This window comes from Flavobacterium sp. 9AF (genome assembly GCF_902506265.1).
Lineage (GTDB): Bacteria > Bacteroidota > Bacteroidia > Flavobacteriales > Flavobacteriaceae > Flavobacterium.
This window is the reverse complement of record NZ_LR733562.1, coordinates 22,423-48,021: the sequence shown is the minus strand read 5'-3', so window position 1 is coordinate 48,021 and position 25,599 is coordinate 22,423. Positions and strand designations below refer to the sequence as shown.

The following is a 25,599-nucleotide window of genomic DNA, read 5'->3' as shown; positions in this document are numbered from 1 at the left end:
GAACAAATACCTTGCCCCTTTTAAATATCTCATTGTTTTTTATCTTTTAATGAATTTCATTTTAAGATTTATACTCATTTTTCACCCTATTACACAATCCTCTTTTACATTTTTAGAAATAATAAAAGTATTTCTTTTTGGAACGCTATCCGATATTTTTATTTTTTTCATTGCGAGTTTATTTTTATGGATTTATCTTCTCTTTTTATCAAATTCAAAATTAGAAAGACCTTGGGGTTATATTTTGTTTTCAATTTACGCAATTTTATTTATTTATATCTTATCTGGGCAATCTATTTTAAATGAATATGGAGGTGTTTTACCTGAAATTGGGATAATTTTTGTGGGATTAAAAACACTTTTAATAGGATTATTAGTTTTCTTACCTAAATGGAGAAGGCCTATTCGTTTGGCTATTTATTCTTTCACACTCTTCCTATTTATTTTAATTATTATACAAAATGCGGTTAGCGAGTTTTTCTTTTGGAATGAATTTGGTGTTAAATATAATTTTATAGCCGTTGATTATTTGGTTTATACCAATACTGTTATTGGAAACATTATAGAATCTTATCCAGTGATTCCTTTATTTTCTTTGATAGGTCTATTGACAATATGTATAACATATATAATGGTGAAAAAGACTAAACAGTATTTAGAAAATTTGCCCTCAATGAAAAACAAAATAAAGATTGCTTGTGTTTATTTGGTTTTCTTTATGATTTCCATATATGCAATTCCTGGTTTAAGTAACCTTGAAAATTCAAAAAACGTCTTTACCAATGAATTACAAGCAAACGGAATATATAAATTCTATAAAGCATTTAAAAATAGTGAATTAGATTATTATACTTATTATGATACTATTGATGATAAAAAAGCTTTAGCTCAATTAAAAAGAAAGATTTCTTCTACTTCTGAAAATGACATTATAAGAACTATCAGTCAGGATTCCCTTGAAATTAAAAAAAATGTAGTTCTTATTACAATTGAAAGTTTAAGTGCAGAATTTATGAAATTATATGGAAATTCGGATAACTTAACTCCTTTTTTAGACTCAATTGCTCAGAAAAGTTTAGTTTTTTCAAATTTATATGCCACTGGAAATAGAACAGTAAGAGGATTAGAAGCTGTTACTCTTTGTATTCCTCCAACACCAGGCGAAAGTGTAGTTAAAAGACATGATAATAAAAATAAATTTTCTACTGGATGTGTTTTTAAATCTAAAGGATACCAAATAAAATATTTATACGGTGGTGATGCTTATTTTGATAATATGAAAGATTTTTTTTCAGGTAATGGTTATGATATAATTGATAAGAGCTCTTTTTCAAAGAAAGAAATAACTTTTTCTAACATTTGGGGGGTTTGTGATGGCGATATGGCAAAAAAAGCAATTGCTGTTATGAATGAAGAAGCTAAAATGGGTAAACCTTTTTTTAATCATTGGATGACGGTTAGTAATCATAGACCATTTACTTATCCTGAAGGTAAAATAGACATTCCTAATGATTCAAAAACAAGAGAAGGAGGTGTAAAATATACTGATTATGCTTTACGTGAATTCTTTTCAATGGCAAAAAAAGAAACATGGTTTAAGAATACTGTTTTTGTTATTGTTGCCGATCATTGTGCTTCAAGTTCGGGAAAAACAGAATTGCCAATAGATAAATATAGAATACCTGCGATGATTTTTTCTCCTGGCTTTATCAAACCTAAACATGAAACAAAATTAGTTTCACAAATAGATTTAATGCCAACCCTTTTTGGCTTGTTGCATTTTAATTATAAAAGTAAATTTTTTGGTCAAGATGTGTTCCAATCTAATTATGATCCAAGAGCATTTATTGCGACTTATCAAGATTTAGGTTATATCAAGAATAATGTTCTGACCATTCTTTCACCTGTAAAAAAGCACAAACAATTTGATTTAAAATTGATGAATTCTGATAAAAAATATGATGAATTTCAATTGTATTATGAAGAGATTCCAAAAAAACAATTGGATACTAGCTTAATTAAAGAAAGTATTTCGTATTATCAAAGTGCATCTTATGCACTTAAAAATAAAAAATATCAACCATTACAATAGTCCGTTATATTTTCTTATAAACCATTCTAAAGAAAGAAATGCAACGATTAAGATTAATAATAGTTTCCAATCAATTAATGGTTTCTTAGTGATTATTTCTTTTTGAATAGGTAAATATTCTGTATTTGAAAGCAATGTTTTTGTAAGATCTGAAATTTGATTAGGAAAAAATAATTTACCCGAAGTATTTGTTGCCAACTGTTCTAATCTTAATAAATCTGGATTTACAAATTGTTTTTCACTATCAAACTCAAGTATTTCAAATGTAGAAGAAAAGGAAGCGCCCGTATTTTTTTCAGATACAGTGAAACTATAATTACCTTTTTCTAGATTATCAAATTCTACTTTATAATCGATATTGGATTTTAAAAAATTATATGTCTTTAGCTTTTGTTTCTTTGTTAATTAAAATAATATTTAACTGAGCATTTTCATCTAATTCAAAATTTTTATTGAAGAATTGAGCTGTAATTTCAAATGTTTCTCCTTCATTATAAAATGATTTATAATCTACTTCTAGAGATTTTTTGGAGTTGTTAGTAGTTAAGAATTGTATCCATTTGTCTGTAAATAAATCAAAATCATCAAAAGATTTTTTCTTTATATGATTTTCCATTCTCCATTTCCAAATATTTTCTCCAAATAAATAACCTCTTCTTTTTTTACCATCTTCAAAAAAAGTTAATAGCGGATTTCCAGTAGGAATATTTCGAATACTAGCGTTCAGTAAAGTTTTTGCATTTTCTTTGGGAGTAATAGTTCCAAATTTATTTTCTAGAGAAGAAAAATTTTCAAAACCAATATCATCTTGGGAAAAAAGATTAAAATCGGAAGAGTAAGATGCAAAATAGTCTTCTTTTTGTGGTGAAATCCTAAATGCAAAATCATTTTGATACCCACTCAAAAAAGTAAAATCTGTATTTGTTCCAGTTATTATAAAAGAATTGATTTGAGCAGTTTTATTTGCTTCAAAAACCGGTTTAAAAGCAATATTGGGTTGGTAAAAAATAAGTAAGTTGTATTTTGATAACTCTTTAATTTCTTTAGGATTAACAATGCTTACTTTACGTTGTTCATTAACTTCAATACTTCTTTTTAGAGCGCTTAAATCTGGATGAATTATATCGGTTACTAAAGCTATTTCTGTACGCTGATCAATAATTTCTATAACAAAATTTTTAGTATTATTACTCTTATTCTTTTCAGATTGAGAAGAAATAATCGTTGCTGTGTATTTTTGAACACCTATTGCTGTTGCATCTAATAATACAGATATCGATTGGACCTTTTGATTAGGAGTAAAATTGATATTTCTTTTAAATACTGCTTGATTACCTTTTGAAATTGAAAAATGAGCTGTCAAATTTTGCTTTCCATTATATTGTACAAAAACTTCAACAGGAAATTTATTTTTTAAAAACGTGTATTTATTAGCATTGATTTCGTTAATTTTTAAATCAAATACTGTAGTTGTGTCTCCTATTACAATTGGATATACTTTTGTATTATTAGAAAAACTATAGGCATAATCATTTCCTTGAGTTTGATTCCCATCAGAAAAAAGTAAAATGGGATAATTTACATTTCTATAAATTTGTTTTAAGTTTTTGGCAACATTATCAATTAATGATTGTTTACCAGAAAAATCAATTTTTCCGTTATGTGTAAAATCTTTGTCAAAAGTATATAATTGAATATCATATTGCTCTTTAATCTTTTTATTATTAATTATTTCTTCATGCAAATTTGGATTCAGTTGTGCACCACCTAATTCTTTTATCGATTCTGAATTATCTATAATAATTGGTAAAGGAGTCTTTACAATTTCCAAAGATTTATTCGATAAAATTGGATTAATCAATAATAAAAAAATTCCAAAATAGCTTAAAAAGCGTAAAAAAGCTAAAAGCAAATACATTTTCGATTTGCTTTTAGCTTTATAAAAATATTGATAATATGATAAACCAGTAGCTATAAATACTGATAAAATAAGAAGTAAAATAGTACTAGTAGTCATAGAAAGTGTTTAGTATTCAGAGTTATTTTTAATGATAGCTTGATAAAATAGCTATCCTTTCTGAAATGAACTAGGTTAACATTCCACCGTCAACATTAATAACTTGACCTGTTACATATGCACTCATATCTGATGCCAAAAATACACACACGTTTGCAACATCTTCAGGTGAACCACCTCTTTTTAATGGGATAGCTTCTCTCCATCCTTTTACCACATCTTCATTTAATTTAGCTGTCATTTCCGTTTCAATAAAACCTGGTGCAATTGCATTACAACGAATATTTCTTGAACCTAATTCCAAAGCAATAGACTTTGTAAACCCAATCATACCCGCTTTTGAAGCTGCGTAGTTTGCCTGTCCAGCATTTCCTTTAACACCAACTACACTACTCATATTAATGATAGAACCATAACGGTTTTTAAGCATTGTTTTTTGAACGGCTTTAGTCATATTAAATACAGACTTCAAATTGATTTCAACCACTTTGTCAAAATCTTCTTCACTCATTCTCATTAATAAATTATCTTTTGTAACTCCAGCATTATTAATCAAGATATCTATGGTACCAAAATCAGTTAATACATCATCAACTAATTTTTGAGCTTCATTAAAATCAGCTGCATTAGATTGATATCCTTTAGCTTTAACACCTAAAGCATTTAATTCATTTTCTAATTCTTGTGCTGATGAAGCTGAAGAACTATATGTAAATGCAACATTAGCTCCGTTTTTTGCAAAAATTTCTGCAATTCCTTTTCCTATACCTCTACTAGCACCTGTTATTATGGCTACTTTACCTTCTAATAATTTCATCTTTGTTTCTTAAAATTTGAATTCAAATATATTAATTATTTAAAGTTTATAAAAATGCATTTAAAAATTGTTTTTGAGTAACTTTTTATGATTATATATTTAAATATTGTTAGTATCAAATAAATTGCCTCCAAAACTAATGTTAATTTTGGAGGCATATTTTTTTAGCTGTAAGCTTATCCTAAAACTTCTTTTACTTTTTTACCGATTTCAGCTGGAGAATCTACCACATGAATACCATTTTCTCTCATGATACGTTTTTTAGCTTCTGCTGTATCATCAGCTCCACCAACAATTGCACCAGCATGTCCCATAGTTCTACCTTTTGGAGCCGTTTCACCTGCAATAAAACCTACAACTGGTTTGCGGTTACCGTCTGCTTTTACCCAACGAGCTGCATCCGCTTCTAATTGACCTCCAATTTCACCAATCATGATGATACATTCAGTTTCTGGATCGTTCATTAATAGTTCTACTGCTTCTTTAGTAGTCGTTCCAATAATTGGATCACCACCAATACCAATAGCTGTAGTAATTCCTAAACCTTGTTTTACCACTTGATCAGCTGCTTCATAAGTTAAAGTACCCGATTTAGAAACAATACCTACTTTTCCTTTTTTGAATACAAAACCTGGCATAATACCTACTTTTGCTTCCTCTGGAGTAATTACTCCAGGACAGTTTGGTCCTACTAAACGACAGTCTCTTGACTTAATATAATCGTATGCTTTAATCATATCTGCTACTGGAATACCTTCAGTTATACAAATAATAACTTTAATTCCTGCATCTGCAGCTTCCATAATTGCATCAGCAGCAAAAGCTGGTGGAACAAAAATAATTGATGTATTTGCACCCGCTTTTTCTACAGCTTCTTGAACTGTATTAAAAACTGGTTTATCTAAATGAGTACTTCCTCCTTTTCCTGGAGTAACACCACCTACCACATTTGTACCATATTCAATCATTTGAGAAGCGTGGAAAGTTCCTTCACTTCCTGTGAAACCTTGAACAATTATCTTTGAATCTTTATTTACTAGAACACTCATGATATGATTATTATATTACTTTTTTAAATTGTGTTGCAAAAGTAAGTTTTTTGTAAAAAAAACTGTTACTTTTTATGTTTTATTTTTTTAAAATTATGAAGGTTGACTGATTTGATATCCTCTAAATAACTTATTATCTAAAAATTCCCATATTACTATAAATTTAGCAATAGCAATTAATTCGGAAGGATTTTCAATAGTAGCCATTTTCTGGTTGTATTTTACTACAACTGTATTGTTTTCTTCGATTATGTGCGTAATTTCAATAGATGAAATTTCATAATTTTTCTTTAATTCTGATGCCAAATCCAGTATTGCTTGTTTCGATAATTGCAAAACTCCATCAGAACTAATCCATTCTAACATTACATCATCATGCAGAATTTGCTGTAAAGCAGCTACATTCCTAATACCATCTTCGAGATAAAATTTTTGAACTTTTTCTTTATTTGTCATTTTCTTTTAATTTATCTAAAATTTGCGGAATTTTTTTAATGTTTGCTAATTGCTTTAATTTTTCACGCGACTCTTCCATTGGAGTTCCAAAATAGGTTTTATTACCTTCTATTGATTTTGTAATTCCCGTTTGTCCCATAACAACTGCTTTAGAACCAATAGTTATCCCACTTGTTGTTCCTACTTGACCCCATAATGTTACTTCATTTTCAATTATGACACAACCAGCTATACCCACTTGTGCCGCAATTAAACATTTTTTGCCAATAACGGTATCATGGCCCACATGTACTTGATTATCAATTTTTGTTCCTTCACCTATAGTAGTATCTCCAGTAACGCCTTTGTCTATAGTACATAAAGCACCAATACCCACATTATTTTCTATGACTACTCTTCCACAAGAAAGAAGTTGATCAAATCCTTCTGGACGCTTTTTGTAATAAAAAGCATCGGCTCCAATAATTGTTCCAGCATGAATAATTACATTATCACCAATGACAGAATTGTCATAAATAGAAACATTAGAATGAATGATACAGTTTTTTCCAATGCTTACCTGATGACCTATAAAACAATTGGGTTGTATTATCGTTCCTTCCCCTATAATAGCAGAATTTGAGATGGATACAGAAGCATTGGTAAAAGGTCGGAAATGGTTAGACAATTTATTGAAATCCCGAAAAGGATCATCAGAAATTAACAGTGCTTTTCCTTCAGGACATGCAACTTCCTTATTGATTAAAACGATGGTTGCTGCAGATTCAAGTGCTTTATCGTAGTATTTTGGATGGTCAACAAAAACGATATCTCCATTTTCAACTACATGAATTTCATTCATTCCTAAAACTGGAAAATCTTCTTGTCCTACGAAATTGCAACTAATAATAGTAGCAATTTCTTTAAGTGTATATACTTTTGGAAATTTCATATTGTAGTGATTAGTTTAAAGTGAATAGTGAATAGTTTTTTACTACAAACTATTCACTAATTACTAATTACTATTTATACACGCTCCATGTATTTACCAGAAGCAGTGTCAATTTTAATTTTATCTCCTTCATTAATAAAAAGAGGGACATTTACTGTAGCGCCCGTTTCAACTGTAGCAGGTTTTGTAGCATTTGTAGCAGTATTACCTTTTACACCAGGCTCAGTATAAGTTACTTCTAAAACTACAGAAGCTGCCATATCTACTGATAGAGGCATATCTGTTTCTGTGTTGATTTGAACCATTACACTTTCTCCTTCTTTTAATAAATCGGGAGCATCTAGAACATCTCTATTCAAGGTAATTTGTTCAAAAGTTTCCGTATTCATAAAGTGAAAATCATTTCCTTCAGCGTATAAATATTGAAAAGTATGTGTTTCTACTCTTACTATATCGATTTTATGTCCTGCAGAAAATGTATTATCTAACACTTTACCATTTGTCAATGATTTCAATTTTGTTCTTACAAATGCAGGACCCTTTCCTGGTTTTACATGTAAAAACTCAATAATTTTATAAATATCATGATTGTATTTAATACAAAGTCCATTTCTGATATCTGCTGTACTTGCCATTTTTATATATTTAATTTAAATAACTTTCTTAAATCGTATTTCCTGTATAACCTTTCATTATACCTCTTGATGAGTTTCTGATAAATTGTATAATATCATCTCTCTCTGGTGTTGCTTCCATTTCGGCTTCGATAATGCTTAGCGCTTGGGTTGTATTGAAGTTTTTTTGATATAAAATTCTATATATATCCTGAATTTCTCTAATTTTTTCTGTAGTAAAACCTCTTCTTCTTAAACCTACCGAGTTGATACCCACATAAGATAAAGGTTCTTTTGCTGCTTTTGTATAAGGAGGTACATCTTTTCTTACTAAAGAACCCCCTGAAACCATTGCATGTTCTCCTACAGAAATAAATTGATGTATAGCAGCTAATCCTCCGATAATAGCATAATCCCCTATTGTAACATGACCCGCTAGAGCAACACCATTAACTATAATAGCATTATTACCTATATGACAATCGTGTGCAATATGTGCCGTTGCCATAATTAAGCAATTGTCGCCAATCTTCGTTTGACCTGACGCTATAGTACCTCTATTGATAGTTACACATTCTCTAATAGTGGTATTATCACCAATAATGGCTAAAGAATCTTCTCCTCCAAATTTTAAATCTTGTGGAATCGCAGAAATAATTGCTCCTGGAAAGATATTACAGTTTTTACCTATTCTTGCACCTTCCATAATCGTAACATTTGATCCTATCCAGGTTCCTTCTCCTATGACTACATTATTATGTATAGTTGTGAAAGGATCAATAACAACATTTCTTGCTATTTTAGCTCCTGGATGTACATATGCTAAAGGTTGATTCATATTATTCTTATTTTAAAATAATTTCTTTATTGTTTTTTTGCAATCTGAGCCATTAACTCCGCTTCTGCCACTAATTTACCATTAGCATAAGCATTTGCTTGCATGTGACAGATACCTCTTCTAATAGGAGCAATTAAATCACATTTAAAAACTAAAGTATCTCCTGGTAAAACTTTTTGTTTGAATTTAACATTATCAATTTTCATAAAATAAGTTAAATAATTTTCGGGGTCTGGAACTGTACTAAGGACTAGTATTCCTCCTGTTTGAGCCATTGCTTCAACAATTAATACACCAGGCATAACTGGTGCATCTGGGAAATGCCCAACAAAGAAAGGTTCATTCATTGTTACATTTTTGAGTCCCACAACATGCGATTCGGTTAGCTCTAAAATTTTATCAATTAATAAAAATGGTGGTCTATGAGGTAACATTCTCATAATTTGATGGATATCCATCAAAGGTTCTTTATGTAAATCATAAACAGGGACCTGATTTCTCTCTTCAATTTTGATTATTTTTGAGAGTTTCTTGGCAAACTGAGTATTTACAAAATGTCCTGGTTTTGTTGCAATTACTTTACCTTGTATTCTTTTTCCAATTAAAGCTAAATCACCTACGATATCTAGTAATTTATGTCTTGCTGCCTCATTAGGATAATGCAAGGTAAGATTATCTAAAATACCATTTGGTTTAACAGAAATTGATTCTTTGTTAAATGCTTTTTTTAAATTTTCCATAGTATCTGCAGAAATCTCTTTATCTACATATACAATAGCGTTATTTAAATCGCCTCCTTTGATTAAACCGTTATTTAACAACGATTCTAGTTCATGCAAAAAGCTAAAAGTTCTACAATCAGCAATTTCTATTTTAAATTCATCAATACTTTTTAAAGTAGCATTTTGAGTTCCTAAAACTTTAGTACCAAAATCTACCATTGTTGTTATCGTATAATTATCACTTGGAATGATTGTTATTTCGCTACCTGAAGCTTCGTCTAAATAAGAGATTACTTCTTTTACAACATATACTTTTCTTTCAGCTTCTTGTTCTTCTATTCCTGCTTTTTCAATAGCTTCCACAAAATATTTTGACGAACCATCCATTATAGGAAGTTCAGAAGCATTTAATTCAATGATGACATTATCTAAATCACAACCTACAAGAGCCGCTAAAACATGCTCTGGAGTTTGAATCATTACACCACGCTTTTCAAGGTTTGTACCTCTTTGTGTATTTACCACATAGTTAGCATCAGCTTCAATAATAGGTTGACCTTCTAAATCAACTCTTACAAATGTGAAACCATTATTTATTGGAGCTGGTTTAAAAGTCATTTCAACTAATTGCCCAGTGTGTAAACCTACACCTTTTAATGAAACTTCGTTTGCAATGGTTTTCTGTTTAACCATGATTTCTTAAATTAATTGTTTTTCTTTATTTTGTCTATTTCTGATACAATTTTAGGAAGGTTCTTAAAATGAACATATGATTTCGTAAAATCTGAATAATTAAATGCTGGAGTTCCTTGAACTACTTCTCCATCTTGTAAGCTCTTTCCTATTCCGGATTGTGCTTGAACTTTAACATTGTCTCCTATAGTAATATGGCCAACAATACCAACTTGTCCGCCAATCATACAATTCTTACCTATTTTTGTTGAACCTGCAACTCCTGTTTGAGAAGCTATAACTGTATTTTCACCAATCTCAACATTATGTGCAATCTGAATTTGATTGTCTAATTTAACTCCTTTTCTAATGATAGTTGACCCTAATGTTGCTCTATCTATTGTAGTACAAGCACCAATTTCTACATTATCTTCAATAATAACATTACCTATTTGTGGAACTTTTTGATACGTTCCATCTTCTTGAGGTGCAAATCCAAAACCATCAGAACCAATAATTGTTCCAGAATGTAAGGTACAATTATTACCTATTACTGTTTCTGAATAAATGCGTACACCAGCAAAAAACACACAATTATCACCTATAACAACATTGTCTCCAATAAAACTATTCGGATAAATCTTCACATTGTTACCAATGGAAACATTTTTGCCAATATAACAAAAACTACCTAGATATAATCCTTCTCCATAGACCACATCATCAGAAATTACAGAAGGTTGTTCTATTCCCGATTTCATCAATTTTACTTGATTGTAATATTCTAATAACTTCGAGAAAGATTTATATGCATCTTCGACTTTTATAAGTGTAGTAGTAATATTTTGTTCTGGTACAAAGGTTTTATTAACAATAGTAATTGTTGCCTTAGTAGTATAAATATGACTGATATATTTAGGATTGGCTAAAAAGGTTAAAGAACCTTCACTACCTTCTTCTATTTTTGCAAGTTTAGAAACTTCTGCATTAGGATTACCTACAACTTCACCCTCTAAAATTCCTGCTATTTGTTCTGCTGTAAATTTCATTAATATCTATTAAGTTATCCATCTTTTTATATTAGAAATATAAAATCATGTAATGTCATTTTATTTGACTCCATTTCATCTTGACAAAAATATAAAATTAAATTAAATACTTATGCTTCTAATGTTACTTTTGGAAAACATATAAAATATTTTGTCACTGGTTTTGATAAAGCTTTCAAATTAAGTTGGTCTGATGCCTGAACTACATCTTCTACAGATTTATCCTTTTTTAATATTCTAATAGGTTCACTTTCTTTATTATAAGCTTGATTTTTTATTTTCCCTTTAAAAACAAAATAGTCAATTTCTTTTTCAGATAAGGGATGTAATTTTAAAAAAGCAGCTTTATAAGGTTCAAGCATTTCATTTGTAGGCTTATCCTCTACCATTCTTATTTTTAATAAATCACGATTGATAATCATTCTACACAATTCTGCTAAAACAAAATCATGATGAAATTGCCAATTTTTGATAGCACTCAACACATCATAATCATCTAACTGAGAGAAAGTATTTAATATTTGTGGTGTAAATTGAGCAAGCTCAACTTTGTTTTTCATAAAAAACTGCAACGGTTTGCTACATTCTAACTCTTCTTTTTTATGTGTCAGTTCTTTTGCTCTTTTTAAAATTTTTGTAAGAATTAATTCTGCAATAACCGATGTTTTATGCAAATAGGCTTGCCAATACATTAATCTTCTTGCAACTAAAAATTTTTCAACTGAGTAGATCCCTTTTTCCTCAATAACCAATTGGTCGTCTTGAACATTCATCATTTGAATTAGACGTTCGCTATTAATATTTCCCTCTGCTACGCCACTATAAAAGCTATCACGTCTTAAATAATCCATCCGATCCATATCTAATTGACTAGAAATTAACTGCAGCATGAATTTTCTATGATATTCTCCTTTAAAAATTTGAATTGCCAAAGATAAACGTCCGTTAAATTCTTTATTCAATTGTTCCATAAATAGTAACGAGAGTTGTTCATGATGTACATCTTCTACAATACTATGCTCCATGGCATGACTAAAGGGTCCGTGTCCTATATCGTGTAATAAAATAGCAATGTATAAGGCGTTTTCCTCTTCTTCCGAGATAGAAACTTCTTTAAATTTTAATGTTTGTACTGCTTTTTGCATAATATGCAAGCAACCTAAAGCATGATGAAAACGAGTATGATGTGCTCCTGGATAAACCAAATAAGTCATTCCCATTTGGGAAATACGTCTTAATCTTTGAAAATAAGGATGTTGGATTAAATCGTATATTAATGTATTTGGTATGGTTATAAATCCATAAATAGGATCATTGAATATTTTAAGCTTATTTGTAGGGTTCACGAATTAAAAAAATTTATAACAAATATAGAACATTTGCGTTTAGTAACACATATTGCTTTTTTAATTAATATTTTAAAGAAGGCAATCTTGAATAATTATATCAATAAGGAGAATGAATTAAATTGTATTTTCTACTAAAAGGCATTATAAACAAAAAATCCTACATTTCTGTAGGATTTAATTTTGTGGGCGATGAGGGGTTCGAACCCCCGACCCCCTCGGTGTAAACGAGGTGCTCTGAACCAGCTGAGCTAATCGCCCCAATAAATCGCAACCGTTATTTCTCTATTAACTCACATTACTTTATTTAGTAAAGGTGTTCTTTGAACTTGTTTGCGAGTGCAAATATACAAGCTTTATTTATATCTGCAAGTGTTTTTTATAAAATTTTTATTTTTTTTCAATCTTTTCTAAAACCACTTTAGAAGGGTAATTTACCATAGTAATGTTAATCTCTTCATTATGAGTTGTTTTGCCTTCTACTAAATACATTTTACCGTTTTTATAGGGCTTATTACTTTTTGAAAAATCAACATCTCCATATTTTAATGTTGCTTTTACATCATCTAAATTGATCCATTCTTGAGCTAAAATAGTTTTTGCATCTGATGAAATTTCCAAAGGTTTACTTCTCAAATCTTTTAAAACACGACAATTAGGTAAATAACAAAACTCAACTCCTTTGGCTTCTGCTTTAGCTCCTAAAAATTTAATAACAAAAAATACACCTAATAATAATCCGAATAAATAATAGGCTAATTTATATTTTAATCTCATTGTTTAATTTTTTGCAAATATAAGGTTTTGGTTCGCATTAGCGATAGGAATGGCATCCTTTTATCCTGCAAAGGATAAAAGATAGAATGCATAGCGCGACCTCGTTCATTAGAAAACGAGGAAATGCCCTAAAAAACAATTAAATTGATATCTCTATGTTCCAGATTGAACCAATCGGCAATAGATTTATTGGTTAATAAACCGTGATAAAAATAAATGCCGTTTTTTAGGCCTCTATTGCAACGAATAGCACTTTCAATACCACCATCATCGGCAATTTGAAGTAAGAATGGAGTAATAATATTACTTATTGATAACGATGCTGTTTTTGAATATCGAGAAGGAATATTGGGAACGCAATAATGAATAACATTGTTTTTAATGAATGTTGGTTTTTCGTGGGTAGTTATTTCAGAGGTTTCAAAACAACCTCCCGTATCGATACTAACATCTACAATAACAGCCCCTTTTTTCATATGTTCCACCATTGTTTCGGTAACCACAATAGGGGTTCGGTTTTTACCACGCATAGCACCTATAGCTACATCGCATCTTCTTAGGGCTTTTAATAATGATTTCTCTTGAATGGTAGAAGTAAAAATTCTTTGATTAAGGGTGTTTTGTAAGCGTCTTAATTTTGTAATCGAATTGTCGAAAACTTTTACACTAGCGCCAAGACCTAAAGCCGTACGAGCTGCATATTCTGCAACTGTACCTGCACCTAAAATAACGACTTCTGTAGGAGGAACACCGGTAATATTTCCAAAAAGTAATCCTTTACCGATATTTTGATTGATCATTAATTCGGCAGCTACATGGATAGAAGCTATACCCGCAATTTCAGATAAAGATTTAACTGCAGGATATGAGCCATCCTCATCTTTTATAAACTCGAAAGCTAAAGCTGTAATTCTTTTTGTTGCTAAAGCTTCAAAATAGGCTTTGCGCTGCGTTTTTAACTGGATAGCAGAAATAATAATCGTTTGAGGATTCATCATTTCAATTTCTGGCAATGTAGCGGGTTCTACTTTTAGAATAATAGGACAGCTAAATACTTTCTTGGGATCGTTAGTTATTTCTGCGCCTGCATCTGAATATTCTTTATCGGAATAACTTGAACTTTCTCCTGCTCCTGCTTCAATCATAACACGATGTCCATGCGATGTCATGGAGCTTACAGCATCTGGAGTTAAGCAAATACGTCGTTCCTGATAAGAGGTTTCTTTAGGAATTCCAATAAATAATTCGCTTTTATGTTTAGTAATTTCCAATTTCTCTTCTTGTGGAAGCAATTGCATTTTTGAAAACGGACTAAAAGTTGACATGTTTATTTGTGTAAAGTTGAGCCAATTTAGGAATATTTTTAAAATTTAAAAAAAGAAATGATAAAAAGTAATTTTAAGAAGATAAAAAACAGCTTCTATCCTACTCTTAATTCTTTAAAATTAATTCTCTAGAACCATTTGAATTTAATTTCATAAATATACTTGCATGGTCTATAGGAATTAAATTAGGTGTTTTTTCTGGCCATTCTATAAAACACCAATTTCCAGAATAAAAATATTCATCTATACCCATATCATAGGCTTCTTCCTCACTATTTAAACGATATAAATCGAAATGATAAATAGTTTCTCCATTTTGAGTTTCATATTCATTTACTAATGAAAATGTAGGACTACTAGAATTATCCTTAACACCCAGTTGTTTGACTAATTCTTTTATTAATGTGGTTTTTCCCACACCCATTTGGGCATGAAAAGTAATTACTTTCTTAAGGTTTGGCGTAGCTAATAGTTGTTTTACTGTCTCTTGAATTTCATCTAGAGTAAAGTTAATTGTCATATTTATAGCAGTTTTTATTAAAGAAACTACAGATTCTGATAAAAACTCAGAACCTGTAGTTTTTATTTTATTTTGGTTCTAAAACTAAAAATGGAATAATCATTTCTTCTAAAGAAATACCACCATGTTGATACGTATTTCTATAATAACTTACATAATGATTGAAGTTATTTACATAGGCTAAAAATAAATCGTTTTTTGCAAATATGAAAGAACTGCTCATATTTAATGCGGGAAGACCTATTTTTTTAGGATCTTTAACAGCATACACGTCTTTATCTTCGTATGTTAAACTTCTACCTGTTTTATAACGCAAATTTAAACTGGTATTTTTATCCCCTATTACTTTCGATGGGTTTTTGCAATTAATAGTACCATGATCGGTGGTTATAATTAATCTAAAACCTTGTTTTTGTGCTTGTTGAATAATATCTAACAAAGGAGAATTTTTAAACCAACTCATGGTTAATGAACGATAGGCTTTATCATCTGCGGCTAATTCTTTTACAACTTCCATCTCTGTTTTAGCATGAGAAAGCATGTCCACAAAATTATAAACTATTGTAGTTAAATCATTTGATTTTAAGGCTTTAAAATTTTCAGCCAACTTTTTACCATCTTTAAAATTGGTAATCTTATAATATTCTTGTTTAATATTTAATCCTAAACGTTTTAATTGTTCCGTTAAAAATTCTCCTTCATATAAATTTTTACCTCCATCATCCACGTCATTTTTCCAATATTGTGGAAACTTTTTTTCCATTTCTAAAGGAGTTAATCCAGAAAAAATTGCATTTCTTGCATACTGTGTTGCTGTTGGTAAGATGGAAAAATAACTGACTTCTCTTTCTAAACGGTAATGATTATTTACTATTCCTTCAAATGCTTTCCATTGATCGTAACGTAAATTATCAATAACAACAAAAAGAATAGGCTTGTCCTTTTTTCTAATTTCAGGAGCTACTAATTCACCAAACAGTTTATGCGATAAGATAGGTTTGTCCTCATTTTCTTCAAACCAATCTTCATACGTTCGTTCAATGAATTTTCCAAACTGCACATTAGCTTCAGTTTTCTGACTTTCCAAAATTTCCACCATGCCTTGGTCTGAAATATTTTCCAATTCCATTTCCCAATATATTAGCCTTTTGTAAAGTTCCACCCAATCCTCAAATGTTCGAACCATAGCCATATCCATCGCAATTTTTCGAAATTCTTTTTGATAATCTAAAGTTGTCTTTTCCGAAATTAATCTTGAATGATCCAAATTCTTTTTTAAACTTAATAGAATTTGATTTGGATTCACTGGTTTTATCAAATAATCAGCTATTTTAGAACCAATTGCCTCCTCCATAATATATTCTTCTTCACTCTTGGTAATCATGATTACTGGAACAGAAGATTTTTTTTCTTTTATTTCTGATAGGGTTTCTAAACCACTTAATCCCGGCATATTTTCATCCAGGAAAACTATATCAAAAGTATTTTCATCGAATAAATCAATCGCATCTTGTCCATTGTTGCAAGTGGTTACTTCGTAATTTTTCTTTTCTAAAAAAAGTATATGGGGTTTTAATAAATCAATTTCATCATCCACCCAAAGAATTTTTATTTTGTTCATTTATTTGAATTTTTTTGCAATTTACTATTTAATAAACGAGTATTGTATTAAAAATTGTATAAAAAAAATCATTTTTTAGGAATTTTAACCTTTCCTAAAAAATGTAATGAGAAATGATTTATAAAGAAGCAATTTTTAAATAGTCAATTTATTTTAATAATTACCTACTCCATTGATTTCTTAAAGATTAAATAAAAATGCAAATAAATTTGTGAAACCGAATAGTTGCATTTATATTTGCAACCAATTAGTTTCTTAATTAAGATAAAATGAGACGCGATGTTTTTCAAGCCATAGCAGACCCTACAAGAAGAGCTATTATTTCATTGATAGCAATCCATGCCATGACACCTAATGCCATTGCAGAAAATTTCAATACCACACGACAAGCTATTTCAAAACATTTACGCATTCTTACAGAATGTGAACTTGTGAAACAAGAACAACAAGGAAGAGAAATATATTATTCCTTACAACTTGAAAAAATGAAGGAAATTGATCAATGGCTAGCACAGTATAGAGCGCTATGGGAAACCCGATTCAACCAATTAGATGAAGTATTAAATAAATTAAAAAACAAATAAAATACAATATGGAAACAAAATTAACCTTTGATTTTACAATCAATAAAGAAAACAATACGGTTAACGTAAAAAGAGCATTTAATGCAAACTTACAAAACACTTGGGATGCATGGACAAAACCTGAAATCTTAGATTTATGGTGGGCACCAAAACCATATCAAACGATCACAAAATCAATGGATTTTAGAGAAGGTGGTACTTGGTTATATGCGATGAAAAGTCCTGAAAACGAATACCATTGGTGTAAAAATGATTATTTAAAGATTATTACTTTACACAGTTTTACGGGTTTAGATGCCTTTTGTGATGAAGAAGGAAAGGTATCCAATGAAATGCCAAGAACCCAGTGGACGAATACTTTTATAGAAAATACCGATAATAATACCACTATGGTTAGCATAGTAGCTCAATATGAAAGTTTAGAAGATTTAGAAAAAATCATTGCATTAGGTTTCCAAGAAGGCTTCAGTATGGCACTTTCTAATTTAGATGACTATTTTGAAAATAAGTAAACGATGAAAAATAATTATTTGCTCTTATTCTTATTTACTATTTCTTTATGTTATTCCCAAGAATTTGAATTTGCCATCATAAAAGATATTGATGGCTATGTTAACGTACGCAGTTCTAAAGAAATTTCTAATAATATTATAGATAAAGTTTCCAATGGTACAGTAATTAGTCATTTTGGTCCAGAAGGAAATTGGGTCTACATTACCTATAAAAAAGACAATGCAGAACATTACGGATATGTGTACTACAATAGAGTTGTAAGTTTATCATCTCTTCCAAGTATTCCCCAAACAATTGTAGACAATGACCGAATCATTTTTTCCAAAGGCGTCCTTTCTATAGAAATAACTACAGCACCTTTTGTTAAAAGTAACCATAGTTATACCTATTTTAAAGATTATCCAAGTCTAATTGAAAAAATAGATGACAAAGAATCGTATGGTACTGATGGTAATTTACCGAAACGTGCTTATAAAAGTATTAGTATAACGATAGACGGTGTTACAACAAAAGTTCCAAATAATGGTATCTCAAATTTATACGAACCTAATCTAACAACCACAAGAGTTTATCATGATGCAACGAATCAATCGTTATATATAGAAACCATGAACAGTGATGGTGCCGGAAGTTATGTAATAGTTTGGGTAATAGAAAAAGGGATTTACAAAGACAGGTTTATTGCGATTCCTTTTTAAAATTTTTAAGAGTTTTCTACCATTATTTAATTCTTAACACGAAATATAATGCTTAAAAAAATCCTATTTTCTTTATTTGCCTTTACTCTAGGAGTTCTAGTCGCATTTCTTACTGAAGGCTTTTTTAGACACAGCATTCAAACTATTTTTGTTGTATCTACTTCGCATAAAATTATTTTTGTAGGGAAAAATTTCTATCTTTTTTTGAATAACTATTATTATTTTACTTTTGGGGTAGCCTTTGTTATATTGAAGGTTGATAATTACAATTTAAAAGCCAAACAAATTTTACTCAACTTAATAGCTAGTTTAATCATTTTTATGCTTTTTTTAATAGGAATTGCATCATTAGATGCTCATTTAAAATTGTCTCAATGTACTGCGTGTAATGATGGAATTCGAAAAATACATTGGAATACTATAGATTATGGAACAATAATTGGAACAAGTATCTTATTTGCTGTTGTACCAAACTTTATTAGTTTATTAAAAAATAATAGAAGCAAGGACTAAGTATTTATCATTCCACACTTAGTCCTGTAGCATTCAAAAATTAAATTAAACTCGAGAAGCGTATGTTTTTTCTATAAAGTTTTGTACAGATATGGGCTTTCTTTGTAAAATATTTTCTAAATCGGTACTTACTTTATCTAATTCGCCTTGGGCTTGACCCACTGCAAAACTGGTAAATATACCCACTACTTCTGCAGGAACTCCATAACTACTTAATGTTTTTTCATATACCTCGGGCGAAGGTGAAACATATTGAATGTTTTTTCCTGTGGCTTTAGAAATAAGTGTAGCAATTTCATTATATGATATAGCTTCTGTATTGGTAAAATCATACTCTTTGTTTTCATGTCCATTCGAACTCAAAATATTGGCTGCTGCTTCTGCCATTTCTGAACGCAATACAGCACTAATTTTGCCTTGTTCTGCAGGAACAAAAATAGTTTGGCTTTCTAACACATTTTCACCTATAAATCCAGGTAAGAAATCCATATACAAGTTGTTTTTTAAAATCGTATAAGTAAGACCACTTTCTTTTAATGCTTTTTCAGTTTCTAGATGAGAATGAGCAACTGCCCAAAGTGGTGAAGAAGCAGTTTCATTTTTGCGTTGAAAACTGGTATAAACAATGTGCTTCACTCCTGCTTCTTTAGCAGCATTAATAATGTTTATGTGTTGTTGTAAGCGATTTGCGATATCGTTTCCAGAAATAAATAAAAGTTTATCCACACCTGCAAATGCTTTGGTAAGCGATGTATAATCATCATAATCGCCTTGTACAGTTCCTATACCTAGTTCTTTGAACTCTTTTGTTGATGCCTCATTTCGTACGAAAGCCAAAATTTCATTAGGTGGAATCCCTTTTTTTAATAAAGAAGAAAGAGTTGCTTGACCAAAATTGCCTGTTGCGCCTGTTATTAAAATCATTTTTTTTGTATTTATAATTATTACTATTACATTTGTTACACAAAGTAACTAATAAAAGTTTTAAAAAGTAACAGGTTACAAAAAGGTAACTGTAATAATAGTAGTAACAAAATGGTAACTAAAGAAGAAAAAAAGGTAGAAATTAATTGTCCGGTAAGCGCTATGTTAGCATTAATTGGTGGTAAATGGAAACCCGTGATTTTATATTGTTTGCGTTCCGAAACACGAAGATTTGGAGAAATTGCTGCTCGAATACCCACAATTTCAAGGAAAGTATTAACAGATCAATTGAAAGAGTTAGAACAAGATAATTTGATTATTAGAGAACAGTTTAATGAAACACCTCCACGAGTGGAATATTCCCTTTCCGAATTGGGTAAAAGTATGGCTCCAGTTTTGGAAGCTATGGAAAAATGGGGTATTGAAAATATATTTAATAGACGTGAATAATAGGTTAAAGTATCTTTATTAATAAACTAATTAGGTATATTTGAAATAATATATTTTAAAGTTAATAACTTCATATATTATAATTTTATTTTTTTATTTTTTAATAAACTGAATATCATTAAACCATGATAAATATTACAGAATATATTGATTCAAATAAATTGACTTTTATAAAAGAAAAAGATTTACAACCGTGGGAAATTGTTACCAATTTGGAAGCTTTATTAATAGATTACATAAAGACATTAGGTGATGATTATAAAATAGAAAATAACATTGCTATACATAAAACAGTTACGATTGAATCTGGAGTAATTTTAAAAGGGACAATTATTCTTTCTGAAAATTGTTTTTTAGGCGCACATGCCTATCTAAGAGGACCTATTTTTTTAGGCAAAACAGTTACAATAGGACCTGGTTCAGAAATTAAACAATCTATACTATTAAATAATACAGCAGTCGCTCATTTTAATTATATTGGAAATAGCATTTTAGGTGAAGGAATCAATTTTGAAGCCGGTTCTATATGTGCTAATCATTACAATGAAAGAAAAAACAAGCGTATTTTTGTTCAATATAAGGATCAAATTATCGATACTAAAGTGGAAAAATTTGGTTCATTAGTTGGTGATAATTCTAAAATAGGTGCCAATGCCGTTTTATCACCAGGAACAATTTTAGAAAAAAATAGTGTTGTAAAGAGACTTGAACTTATAGAACAGTTAAAATAGTTTCAAGAAAATCTAACCCTTCAAGATATTTAAAATGAATAGAAGTAATCTTATTGAAATGCACAATATGGGTATTGTAGTAGCCTCTTTAGATAATGCTATAGCTTTCTTTACCGAATTAGGATTACAACTAGAGGGACGCACAATAGTTGAGGGTGAATGGTCGGGTCGAGTTACTGGTTTAAAAAATCAATTAGTAGAAATTGCTATGATGATTACACCAGATGGCCATAGTCGTTTAGAATTATCCAAATTTATTACCCCTGAAATCATTTCAGATCATCGAAATTCACCTGTCAATTCTTTAGGTTATTTGCGTGTCATGTTTCGAGTAGATAATTTAGACGAATTGTTATCAAGGCTCACAAAATATGAAGCATCCATTGTAGGAGAAGTTGTTCAATATGGTGAAATATACCGTTTATGCTACATTCGTGGGGTTGAAGGTTTACTTATTGGTTTAGCCGAAAAAATAAATTAAAACTTTACTCAAATAAAAACAATGAAGCACAAAAAAAGAAACTATTTACGCATTAGCATTCTACTATTTCTTCTTCTAGGTTTCCTCTTTTTGCATTTTTATGTGCCCAGATTTATTACAGAAATTAAAAATCCGCTAATTGAAAGCTTCAAAAGAAAACAACCGCCTCAAACAAAAGATAGTTTTCAAAATACTTCATTACAAGGAAAAGAATTCCAAATTACTTCTTTTGATGATACTACGATATCATGCTATTTAACCTATTCTAATTTACCTGTTACCAAAGGGACAATTATCTTACTACATGGCATTCGTTCACGAAAGGAACATTTTGTAGCATTAAGTCAACACTTGTCATTATTAGGTTATAATGCGGTTGCAGTAGATTTAAGAGCACACGGGCAAAGTGGTGGTACACATTGTACTTTTGGAGTAAAAGAGAAAAAAGACATTTCAAAATTAGTTGATTACTTAGTTGAAAAAGAAAAAATAACAACTCCTATTGGCGTTTGGGGGCAATCTTTAGGTGGTGCTATTGGGTTACAAGCTCTGGGCAATGATAAAAGGATTGCTTTTGGTATTATTGAAAGTACGTTTACCGATTTTGAAACGATTACACATGATTATTTTCAATTTCATTTGGGTTTTAATTTTAAACCACTCACCCATTATTTAGTGCATCGTGCTGGAAAAATAGCCGATTTTAACCCTGAAGAGGCTAAACCTATTGCCTATTGTGAAAAGATAACGCAACCTATATTATTAGTTCATGGAAACCAAGACCAAAGAATCCATATTCAATATGCTAAAGAAAACTATGCGGCAATTCCTAGTTCACAAAAAGAATTCTTAGAAATAAATCAGGCCAATCATTTAAATGTTTGGAAAGTGGGTGGTAAAATCTATTTTGATAAAGTTATGGCTTTTATTGAGAAAAATTAAAATTATGAAATCATATACCAGAATTTTGTAATCAATAGCATTTCAAATTTTAATTATCTTAGTAAAAATAAAATTAGCCAATAATTAAACATGAAAAACAAAATTCTCGGACTTCGTACTGTAATTTACAAAATTAGTCCTGCTCATTTACAAGAAGCCAAAGCATGGTATAGTAAAGTATTTCAAACCCAACCCTATTTTGACGCACCTTACTATATTGGATTCAATATTGGAGGTTACGAATTAGGTTTACAACCCGAAGAATTAAAATCGGAAAAAACACCAAATGTAAGTTGTTATTGGGGTGTGGAAAATGTTGAAGAAACCTATCATTTTTTTATTGCAAATGGTGCTACAGGATTTGAAGTTCCTGAAAATGTGGGTGGAGAAATTGTTGTAGCTACTGTAAAAGATCCTTGGAATAATTTAATTGGGCTAATTTACAATCCTGAATTTCAATTATAATAAATAAAATGGCATGAAAAATTTAATCGCATTCTTTGGTGCTCTCTTTGCAGCAAAAAAAACAAAATTTGGTTGTTTTGGTACAATTATCGTTTTTATTGTGGTGTACTATTTGATTAAGAAAGTATTATAATATTTCTATTCATCAAAACGTATTTAGAGATGCCACAGCATACAAATGATTGTGTGTTTGACAATGAATTAATACATATTTATATATTTCTAAATCTGTTGCCTGAGGAATGGCATAGGTAGTGGCAGTTGTTAAATCTCCTAAATTGATAAATGTATCAGGACTTACTGTAGTAGAAAGATATACCTTTAAATCGGGACCAGAAGAAATACTAAAGTTTTCTAAAGCCACATATTTTTGTGTAGCATTCTTATAAATAGTAGCTTTACCTGTAACTGTTATCCCAGATGTGGGTACAAATTCTCCCGTAGCAAACAAGTCAGCATTATTATTATTGGTTGTCGATGGCGTATCATCTTTACTACATGAAAGTGTAAAAAAAATGGCTATAACTAAAATTATTTTCTGAAACATAGCTATTAAATTAAAAATTATGGAGTAAAAATACTTATCTCGATGGTTTAGGAATGTTAGCCAACTAACATAAATAAAAAAACAGTTGCAATTTTATTGCAACTGTAAAACAAACCAAAAAAATAAAACCGATGTTTATTATTCTTTAATAAATTTATCTGTATAAATTTCAGATTCATTATGTAATACTTTTATAATGTATAAGCCATTCGCTAATGAATTTACATTAATTTCTGCTTCTTTTGTTTCTAAAACTATTCTTCCGTTACTGTCTAAAATAGTAATTCTATCGAATTTTTCTTTGGTTCTTAAAGTAAGATTTGTACGTACAGGATTAGGGTAAACGGTAAAAAGTGTATTTTTTTCACTATTAGCACTCATTCTCCCAAAGCCTTTCTCTTTAATAGGATCAATTACGACTAAATCAATAAACTGAATGGTTGTTGTTTTCACAGTTGTACATCCTGTAGATAAATTGGTTACTTCTACGGTATAAGGATATGAACCAGCGACAGTTTTTGTCACTTGAATTTGATCAGAAGTGCTTATTACACTTCCAGAATTAGTTGTCCCTACATACCATTTATAAATATAATTACCAGGTACTAATCCTTTTACTTTTCTAGTTGCTGTTTGACCCACTTGGTTAATTAGATTAAGCCCAAAATTATAACTTGGTCCACCATTAACTATAATTTGTTGCGTTTTTTCAATCCATGCGTTATTAGCACAGGAGAAGATCGCTAATTTTACTTCATAAGTGGCTGTAGTTCCTTCTGCTGCGGTAAAACTATAATTACCTAAACTAGCATATAAATTTGATAGATTGATTATTTGGTCGGAAGGTAATCCAGCATACCAATTATTAACCCATTGCGATCCAATACCTCCATTAGGATCTACTTTATGAATTTCAATAAAGTAACTTAACGGTAAATAAGTGTCCACAGTTCCTGTAGCATCTAAATTAACAGTTTCTCCACTACAAATCATAATTGCAGGATTTGTATCTGAATTTTGTCCGTTTAAAGCTAAATTCAATTTGCATGGACCTAAATTACTAGGATTTCCTCCACTTGTAATACTTACGTCGTCCAAATAAAAATCTAAATGTCTCGTTGTTAAATTGGAAGTATTAATATCTATATAAGGTATAAATAGCAATTGGTTGTAATTTTGAGAGGCTGTGTAGGAAAAAGTCACTGTTGTCCACCCTCCTACTGATGGAGACATTACATTTTTTACAATTTGGATATTGTTATTTGGAAACATCGTTGTAGGATTATTGGAAATATTTAAATCCATTGCTTGTGTTGTATTTATACTATGATTTGGCGAAATATCGTTAGTTGCTATTACATAAAAATGACTAAAAGTTCCTTTAGTTTGCATCTTAAAACTTACCGTATAAGTTTGACCTTGTGCCATAGGGTAATACATAAAGAAAGTTTGTCCATGACGATTCCATTGACCATCGTGAAATACCTTGTGATAAGCATGGGCAAAACGGTTACCTGATGCTGCATTTATTTGCATAAAACCTGTATCTTCAGATCTAGCAGAACCTGTATAAGCATACCAGCTCGGACCTAAATTCCCCTGTTTAAAGCCATAATAATTGGCAGTTGCAGTAGGTTGTGTGCCATAAATTGTCTCAAAACCTCCATTAATAAGTTGATACGGTTGTGCTTGCATACTTAGCGAAGTAATAAAAGCGAATACTAAAATAATTTTTTTCATTGGTATAAAATTTATTTGTTTACAGTGGCAAAATTAGCATACCATAAAAAAATAATTTAGCGTTGTTTAACGGTATTCTGCAAGGGGATTTACCGTTTTTTATTTTTATGAAAAACAAAAAAAGGACTATTATATAGTCCTCTTAAGCATTGAATTAATAAAAGA

General features: G+C 30.1%; 28 protein-coding genes and 1 tRNA gene. 10 read left to right on the top strand and 19 right to left on the bottom strand.

From position 1 onward, the window contains the following. A partial coding sequence (locus HALO113_RS14560) for an LTA synthase family protein (RefSeq protein WP_236554737.1) occupies window positions 1–2,092 on the top strand: 2,092 nt, incomplete at its 5' end. Here HALO113_RS14560 and HALO113_RS14555 read toward each other — a convergent pair. The 16 genes from HALO113_RS14555 to HALO113_RS14480 all read right to left on the bottom strand — a co-directional run bounded on the left by HALO113_RS14555 (window position 2,084) and on the right by HALO113_RS14480 (window position 16,846). After that, window positions 2,084–2,290, bottom strand: a complete 207-nt coding sequence (locus HALO113_RS14555) for a hypothetical protein (protein ID WP_370519388.1) — start codon at window positions 2,288–2,290, stop codon at window positions 2,084–2,086. The genes HALO113_RS14560 and HALO113_RS14555 overlap by 9 nt on opposite strands. 175 nt (window positions 2,291–2,465) lie before the next feature. After that, a complete protein-coding gene (locus HALO113_RS14550; protein ID WP_370519387.1) occupies window positions 2,466–4,109 on the bottom strand; it encodes a hypothetical protein in 1,644 nt (547 codons plus the stop codon). Window positions 4,110–4,179: 70 nt separating this feature from the next. Further along, window positions 4,180–4,926: a 3-oxoacyl-[acyl-carrier-protein] reductase gene (gene fabG / locus HALO113_RS14545; protein ID WP_159779821.1), complete on the bottom strand. Its 747-nt coding sequence runs from the start codon at window positions 4,924–4,926 to the stop codon at window positions 4,180–4,182. Window positions 4,927–5,102: 176 nt separating this feature from the next. Further along, a complete protein-coding gene (sucD, locus tag HALO113_RS14540; protein ID WP_159779820.1) occupies window positions 5,103–5,975 on the bottom strand; it encodes a succinate--CoA ligase subunit alpha in 873 nt (290 codons plus the stop codon). Window positions 5,976–6,068: 93 nt separating this feature from the next. Next, entirely contained in the window at window positions 6,069–6,431 is a 363-nt protein-coding gene (locus tag HALO113_RS14535) for a nuclear transport factor 2 family protein (RefSeq protein ID WP_159779819.1), read from the bottom strand. Next, window positions 6,421–7,362: a UDP-3-O-(3-hydroxymyristoyl)glucosamine N-acyltransferase gene (locus tag HALO113_RS14530; protein ID WP_159779818.1), complete on the bottom strand. Its 942-nt coding sequence runs from the start codon at window positions 7,360–7,362 to the stop codon at window positions 6,421–6,423. Before HALO113_RS14530 ends, HALO113_RS14535 begins: the two co-directional genes overlap by 11 nt. Before the next feature lie 74 nt (window positions 7,363–7,436). Continuing rightward, the gene (gene efp / locus HALO113_RS14525; protein ID WP_159779817.1) at window positions 7,437–7,997 is read right to left on the bottom strand and encodes an elongation factor P; all 561 of its coding nucleotides are present in this window, start codon (window positions 7,995–7,997) and stop codon (window positions 7,437–7,439) included. Window positions 7,998–8,025: 28 nt separating this feature from the next. Next, the gene (lpxA, locus tag HALO113_RS14520) at window positions 8,026–8,814 is read right to left on the bottom strand and encodes an acyl-ACP--UDP-N-acetylglucosamine O-acyltransferase (protein WP_159779816.1); all 789 of its coding nucleotides are present in this window, start codon (window positions 8,812–8,814) and stop codon (window positions 8,026–8,028) included. 26 nt (window positions 8,815–8,840) lie between these two features. Next, window positions 8,841–10,229: a bifunctional UDP-3-O-[3-hydroxymyristoyl] N-acetylglucosamine deacetylase/3-hydroxyacyl-ACP dehydratase gene (locus HALO113_RS14515; protein ID WP_159779815.1), complete on the bottom strand. Its 1,389-nt coding sequence runs from the start codon at window positions 10,227–10,229 to the stop codon at window positions 8,841–8,843. Between the two features lie 11 nt (window positions 10,230–10,240). Then, complete coding sequence (gene lpxD / locus HALO113_RS14510; RefSeq protein WP_159779814.1) at window positions 10,241–11,257, bottom strand: UDP-3-O-(3-hydroxymyristoyl)glucosamine N-acyltransferase; 1,017 nt, start codon at window positions 11,255–11,257, stop codon at window positions 10,241–10,243. Between the two features lie 110 nt (window positions 11,258–11,367). Continuing rightward, entirely contained in the window at window positions 11,368–12,603 is a 1,236-nt protein-coding gene (locus HALO113_RS14505) for an HD domain-containing protein (RefSeq protein ID WP_159779813.1), read from the bottom strand. Between the two features lie 186 nt (window positions 12,604–12,789). Further along, window positions 12,790–12,864, bottom strand: a tRNA-Val gene (locus HALO113_RS14500). Between the two features lie 129 nt (window positions 12,865–12,993). Beyond that, window positions 12,994–13,380 (bottom strand): DUF4258 domain-containing protein, encoded by a 387-nt coding sequence (locus HALO113_RS14495; RefSeq protein ID WP_159779812.1) that lies wholly within the window; start codon window positions 13,378–13,380, stop codon window positions 12,994–12,996. A gap of 128 nt (window positions 13,381–13,508) precedes the next feature. Next, the gene (locus tag HALO113_RS14490) at window positions 13,509–14,705 is read right to left on the bottom strand and encodes an alanine dehydrogenase (RefSeq protein WP_159779811.1); all 1,197 of its coding nucleotides are present in this window, start codon (window positions 14,703–14,705) and stop codon (window positions 13,509–13,511) included. Between the two features lie 106 nt (window positions 14,706–14,811). Continuing rightward, a complete protein-coding gene (gene tsaE / locus HALO113_RS14485; protein WP_159779810.1) occupies window positions 14,812–15,225 on the bottom strand; it encodes a tRNA (adenosine(37)-N6)-threonylcarbamoyltransferase complex ATPase subunit type 1 TsaE in 414 nt (137 codons plus the stop codon). A 67-nt stretch (window positions 15,226–15,292) separates the two neighbouring features. Further along, the gene (locus HALO113_RS14480) at window positions 15,293–16,846 is read right to left on the bottom strand and encodes a bifunctional response regulator/alkaline phosphatase family protein (RefSeq protein ID WP_159779809.1); all 1,554 of its coding nucleotides are present in this window, start codon (window positions 16,844–16,846) and stop codon (window positions 15,293–15,295) included. A 269-nt stretch (window positions 16,847–17,115) separates the two neighbouring features. On the opposite strand from HALO113_RS14480, the gene HALO113_RS14475 reads away from it, so the two are divergent. The 4 genes from HALO113_RS14475 to HALO113_RS14460 are packed head-to-tail and all read left to right on the top strand — an operon-like array spanning window position 17,116 to window position 19,154. Continuing rightward, complete coding sequence (locus tag HALO113_RS14475) at window positions 17,116–17,430, top strand: helix-turn-helix transcriptional regulator (RefSeq protein WP_159779808.1); 315 nt, start codon at window positions 17,116–17,118, stop codon at window positions 17,428–17,430. Window positions 17,431–17,438: 8 nt separating this feature from the next. After that, entirely contained in the window at window positions 17,439–17,942 is a 504-nt protein-coding gene (locus HALO113_RS14470; RefSeq protein WP_159779807.1) for an SRPBCC domain-containing protein, read from the top strand. 3 nt (window positions 17,943–17,945) lie between these two features. After that, window positions 17,946–18,641: a hypothetical protein gene (locus HALO113_RS14465; protein WP_159779806.1), complete on the top strand. Its 696-nt coding sequence runs from the start codon at window positions 17,946–17,948 to the stop codon at window positions 18,639–18,641. A 48-nt stretch (window positions 18,642–18,689) separates the two neighbouring features. Further along, window positions 18,690–19,154, top strand: coding sequence for a hypothetical protein (locus tag HALO113_RS14460; RefSeq protein WP_159779805.1), 465 nt, complete (start codon window positions 18,690–18,692; stop codon window positions 19,152–19,154). Window positions 19,155–19,199: 45 nt separating this feature from the next. Here HALO113_RS14460 and HALO113_RS14455 read toward each other — a convergent pair whose 3' ends face one another. Further along, on the bottom strand, window positions 19,200–20,078 hold the full coding sequence (locus tag HALO113_RS14455) for an SDR family oxidoreductase (protein WP_159779804.1): 879 nt from the start codon (window positions 20,076–20,078) through the stop codon (window positions 19,200–19,202). A gap of 111 nt (window positions 20,079–20,189) precedes the next feature. Between HALO113_RS14455 and HALO113_RS14450 the strand changes: the two genes are divergently transcribed. From HALO113_RS14450 to HALO113_RS14430, 5 genes are all read left to right on the top strand, one after another. Further along, window positions 20,190–20,528: a helix-turn-helix domain-containing protein gene (locus tag HALO113_RS14450; RefSeq protein ID WP_159779803.1), complete on the top strand. Its 339-nt coding sequence runs from the start codon at window positions 20,190–20,192 to the stop codon at window positions 20,526–20,528. Between the two features lie 125 nt (window positions 20,529–20,653). Next, window positions 20,654–21,259 (top strand): DapH/DapD/GlmU-related protein, encoded by a 606-nt coding sequence (locus HALO113_RS14445; protein ID WP_159779802.1) that lies wholly within the window; start codon window positions 20,654–20,656, stop codon window positions 21,257–21,259. 34 nt (window positions 21,260–21,293) lie between these two features. Beyond that, window positions 21,294–21,740, top strand: coding sequence for a VOC family protein (locus HALO113_RS14440; protein WP_159779801.1), 447 nt, complete (start codon window positions 21,294–21,296; stop codon window positions 21,738–21,740). Window positions 21,741–21,761: 21 nt separating this feature from the next. Beyond that, the gene (locus HALO113_RS14435) at window positions 21,762–22,682 is read left to right on the top strand and encodes an alpha/beta hydrolase (protein WP_159779800.1); all 921 of its coding nucleotides are present in this window, start codon (window positions 21,762–21,764) and stop codon (window positions 22,680–22,682) included. Window positions 22,683–22,772: 90 nt separating this feature from the next. Continuing rightward, window positions 22,773–23,147: a VOC family protein gene (locus HALO113_RS14430; protein WP_159779799.1), complete on the top strand. Its 375-nt coding sequence runs from the start codon at window positions 22,773–22,775 to the stop codon at window positions 23,145–23,147. Window positions 23,148–23,292: 145 nt separating this feature from the next. Here the strand turns inward: HALO113_RS14430 and HALO113_RS14425 are convergent, their stop codons facing one another. Together HALO113_RS14425 and HALO113_RS14420 are read right to left on the bottom strand one after the other, a co-directional pair. Next, on the bottom strand, window positions 23,293–23,694 hold the full coding sequence (locus HALO113_RS14425) for a DM13 domain-containing protein (protein ID WP_159779798.1): 402 nt from the start codon (window positions 23,692–23,694) through the stop codon (window positions 23,293–23,295). A gap of 138 nt (window positions 23,695–23,832) precedes the next feature. Continuing rightward, window positions 23,833–25,434: a T9SS type A sorting domain-containing protein gene (locus HALO113_RS14420; protein WP_159779797.1), complete on the bottom strand. Its 1,602-nt coding sequence runs from the start codon at window positions 25,432–25,434 to the stop codon at window positions 23,833–23,835. Between the last annotated feature and the right edge of the window lie 165 nt (window positions 25,435–25,599).

Excerpts from the sequence above, each read along its gene's own strand:
- HALO113_RS14550 (WP_370519387.1), bottom strand. The coding sequence starts at position 4,109 with ATGACTACTAGTACTATTTTACTTCTTATTTTATCAGTATTTATAGCT.
- fabG (WP_159779821.1), bottom strand. The coding sequence starts at position 4,926 with ATGAAATTATTAGAAGGTAAAGTAGCCATAATAACAGGTGCTAGTAGA.
- sucD (WP_159779820.1), bottom strand. The coding sequence starts at position 5,975 with ATGAGTGTTCTAGTAAATAAAGATTCAAAGATAATTGTTCAAGGTTTC.
- HALO113_RS14535 (WP_159779819.1), bottom strand. The coding sequence starts at position 6,431 with ATGACAAATAAAGAAAAAGTTCAAAAATTTTATCTCGAAGATGGTATT.
- HALO113_RS14530 (WP_159779818.1), bottom strand. The coding sequence starts at position 7,362 with ATGAAATTTCCAAAAGTATATACACTTAAAGAAATTGCTACTATTATT.
- efp (WP_159779817.1), bottom strand. The coding sequence starts at position 7,997 with ATGGCAAGTACAGCAGATATCAGAAATGGACTTTGTATTAAATACAAT.
- lpxA (WP_159779816.1), bottom strand. The coding sequence starts at position 8,814 with ATGAATCAACCTTTAGCATATGTACATCCAGGAGCTAAAATAGCAAGA.
- HALO113_RS14515 (WP_159779815.1), bottom strand. The coding sequence starts at position 10,229 with ATGGTTAAACAGAAAACCATTGCAAACGAAGTTTCATTAAAAGGTGTA.
- lpxD (WP_159779814.1), bottom strand. The coding sequence starts at position 11,257 with ATGAAATTTACAGCAGAACAAATAGCAGGAATTTTAGAGGGTGAAGTT.
- HALO113_RS14495 (WP_159779812.1), bottom strand. The coding sequence starts at position 13,380 with ATGAGATTAAAATATAAATTAGCCTATTATTTATTCGGATTATTATTA.
- HALO113_RS14490 (WP_159779811.1), bottom strand. The coding sequence starts at position 14,705 with ATGTCAACTTTTAGTCCGTTTTCAAAAATGCAATTGCTTCCACAAGAA.
- tsaE (WP_159779810.1), bottom strand. The coding sequence starts at position 15,225 with ATGACAATTAACTTTACTCTAGATGAAATTCAAGAGACAGTAAAACAA.
- HALO113_RS14480 (WP_159779809.1), bottom strand. The coding sequence starts at position 16,846 with ATGAACAAAATAAAAATTCTTTGGGTGGATGATGAAATTGATTTATTA.
- HALO113_RS14475 (WP_159779808.1), top strand. The coding sequence starts at position 17,116 with ATGAGACGCGATGTTTTTCAAGCCATAGCAGACCCTACAAGAAGAGCT.
- HALO113_RS14470 (WP_159779807.1), top strand. The coding sequence starts at position 17,439 with ATGGAAACAAAATTAACCTTTGATTTTACAATCAATAAAGAAAACAAT.
- HALO113_RS14465 (WP_159779806.1), top strand. The coding sequence starts at position 17,946 with ATGAAAAATAATTATTTGCTCTTATTCTTATTTACTATTTCTTTATGT.
- HALO113_RS14460 (WP_159779805.1), top strand. The coding sequence starts at position 18,690 with ATGCTTAAAAAAATCCTATTTTCTTTATTTGCCTTTACTCTAGGAGTT.
- HALO113_RS14455 (WP_159779804.1), bottom strand. The coding sequence starts at position 20,078 with ATGATTTTAATAACAGGCGCAACAGGCAATTTTGGTCAAGCAACTCTT.
- HALO113_RS14450 (WP_159779803.1), top strand. The coding sequence starts at position 20,190 with ATGGTAACTAAAGAAGAAAAAAAGGTAGAAATTAATTGTCCGGTAAGC.
- HALO113_RS14445 (WP_159779802.1), top strand. The coding sequence starts at position 20,654 with ATGATAAATATTACAGAATATATTGATTCAAATAAATTGACTTTTATA.
- HALO113_RS14440 (WP_159779801.1), top strand. The coding sequence starts at position 21,294 with ATGAATAGAAGTAATCTTATTGAAATGCACAATATGGGTATTGTAGTA.
- HALO113_RS14435 (WP_159779800.1), top strand. The coding sequence starts at position 21,762 with ATGAAGCACAAAAAAAGAAACTATTTACGCATTAGCATTCTACTATTT.
- HALO113_RS14430 (WP_159779799.1), top strand. The coding sequence starts at position 22,773 with ATGAAAAACAAAATTCTCGGACTTCGTACTGTAATTTACAAAATTAGT.
- HALO113_RS14425 (WP_159779798.1), bottom strand. The coding sequence starts at position 23,694 with ATGTTTCAGAAAATAATTTTAGTTATAGCCATTTTTTTTACACTTTCA.
- HALO113_RS14420 (WP_159779797.1), bottom strand. The coding sequence starts at position 25,434 with ATGAAAAAAATTATTTTAGTATTCGCTTTTATTACTTCGCTAAGTATG.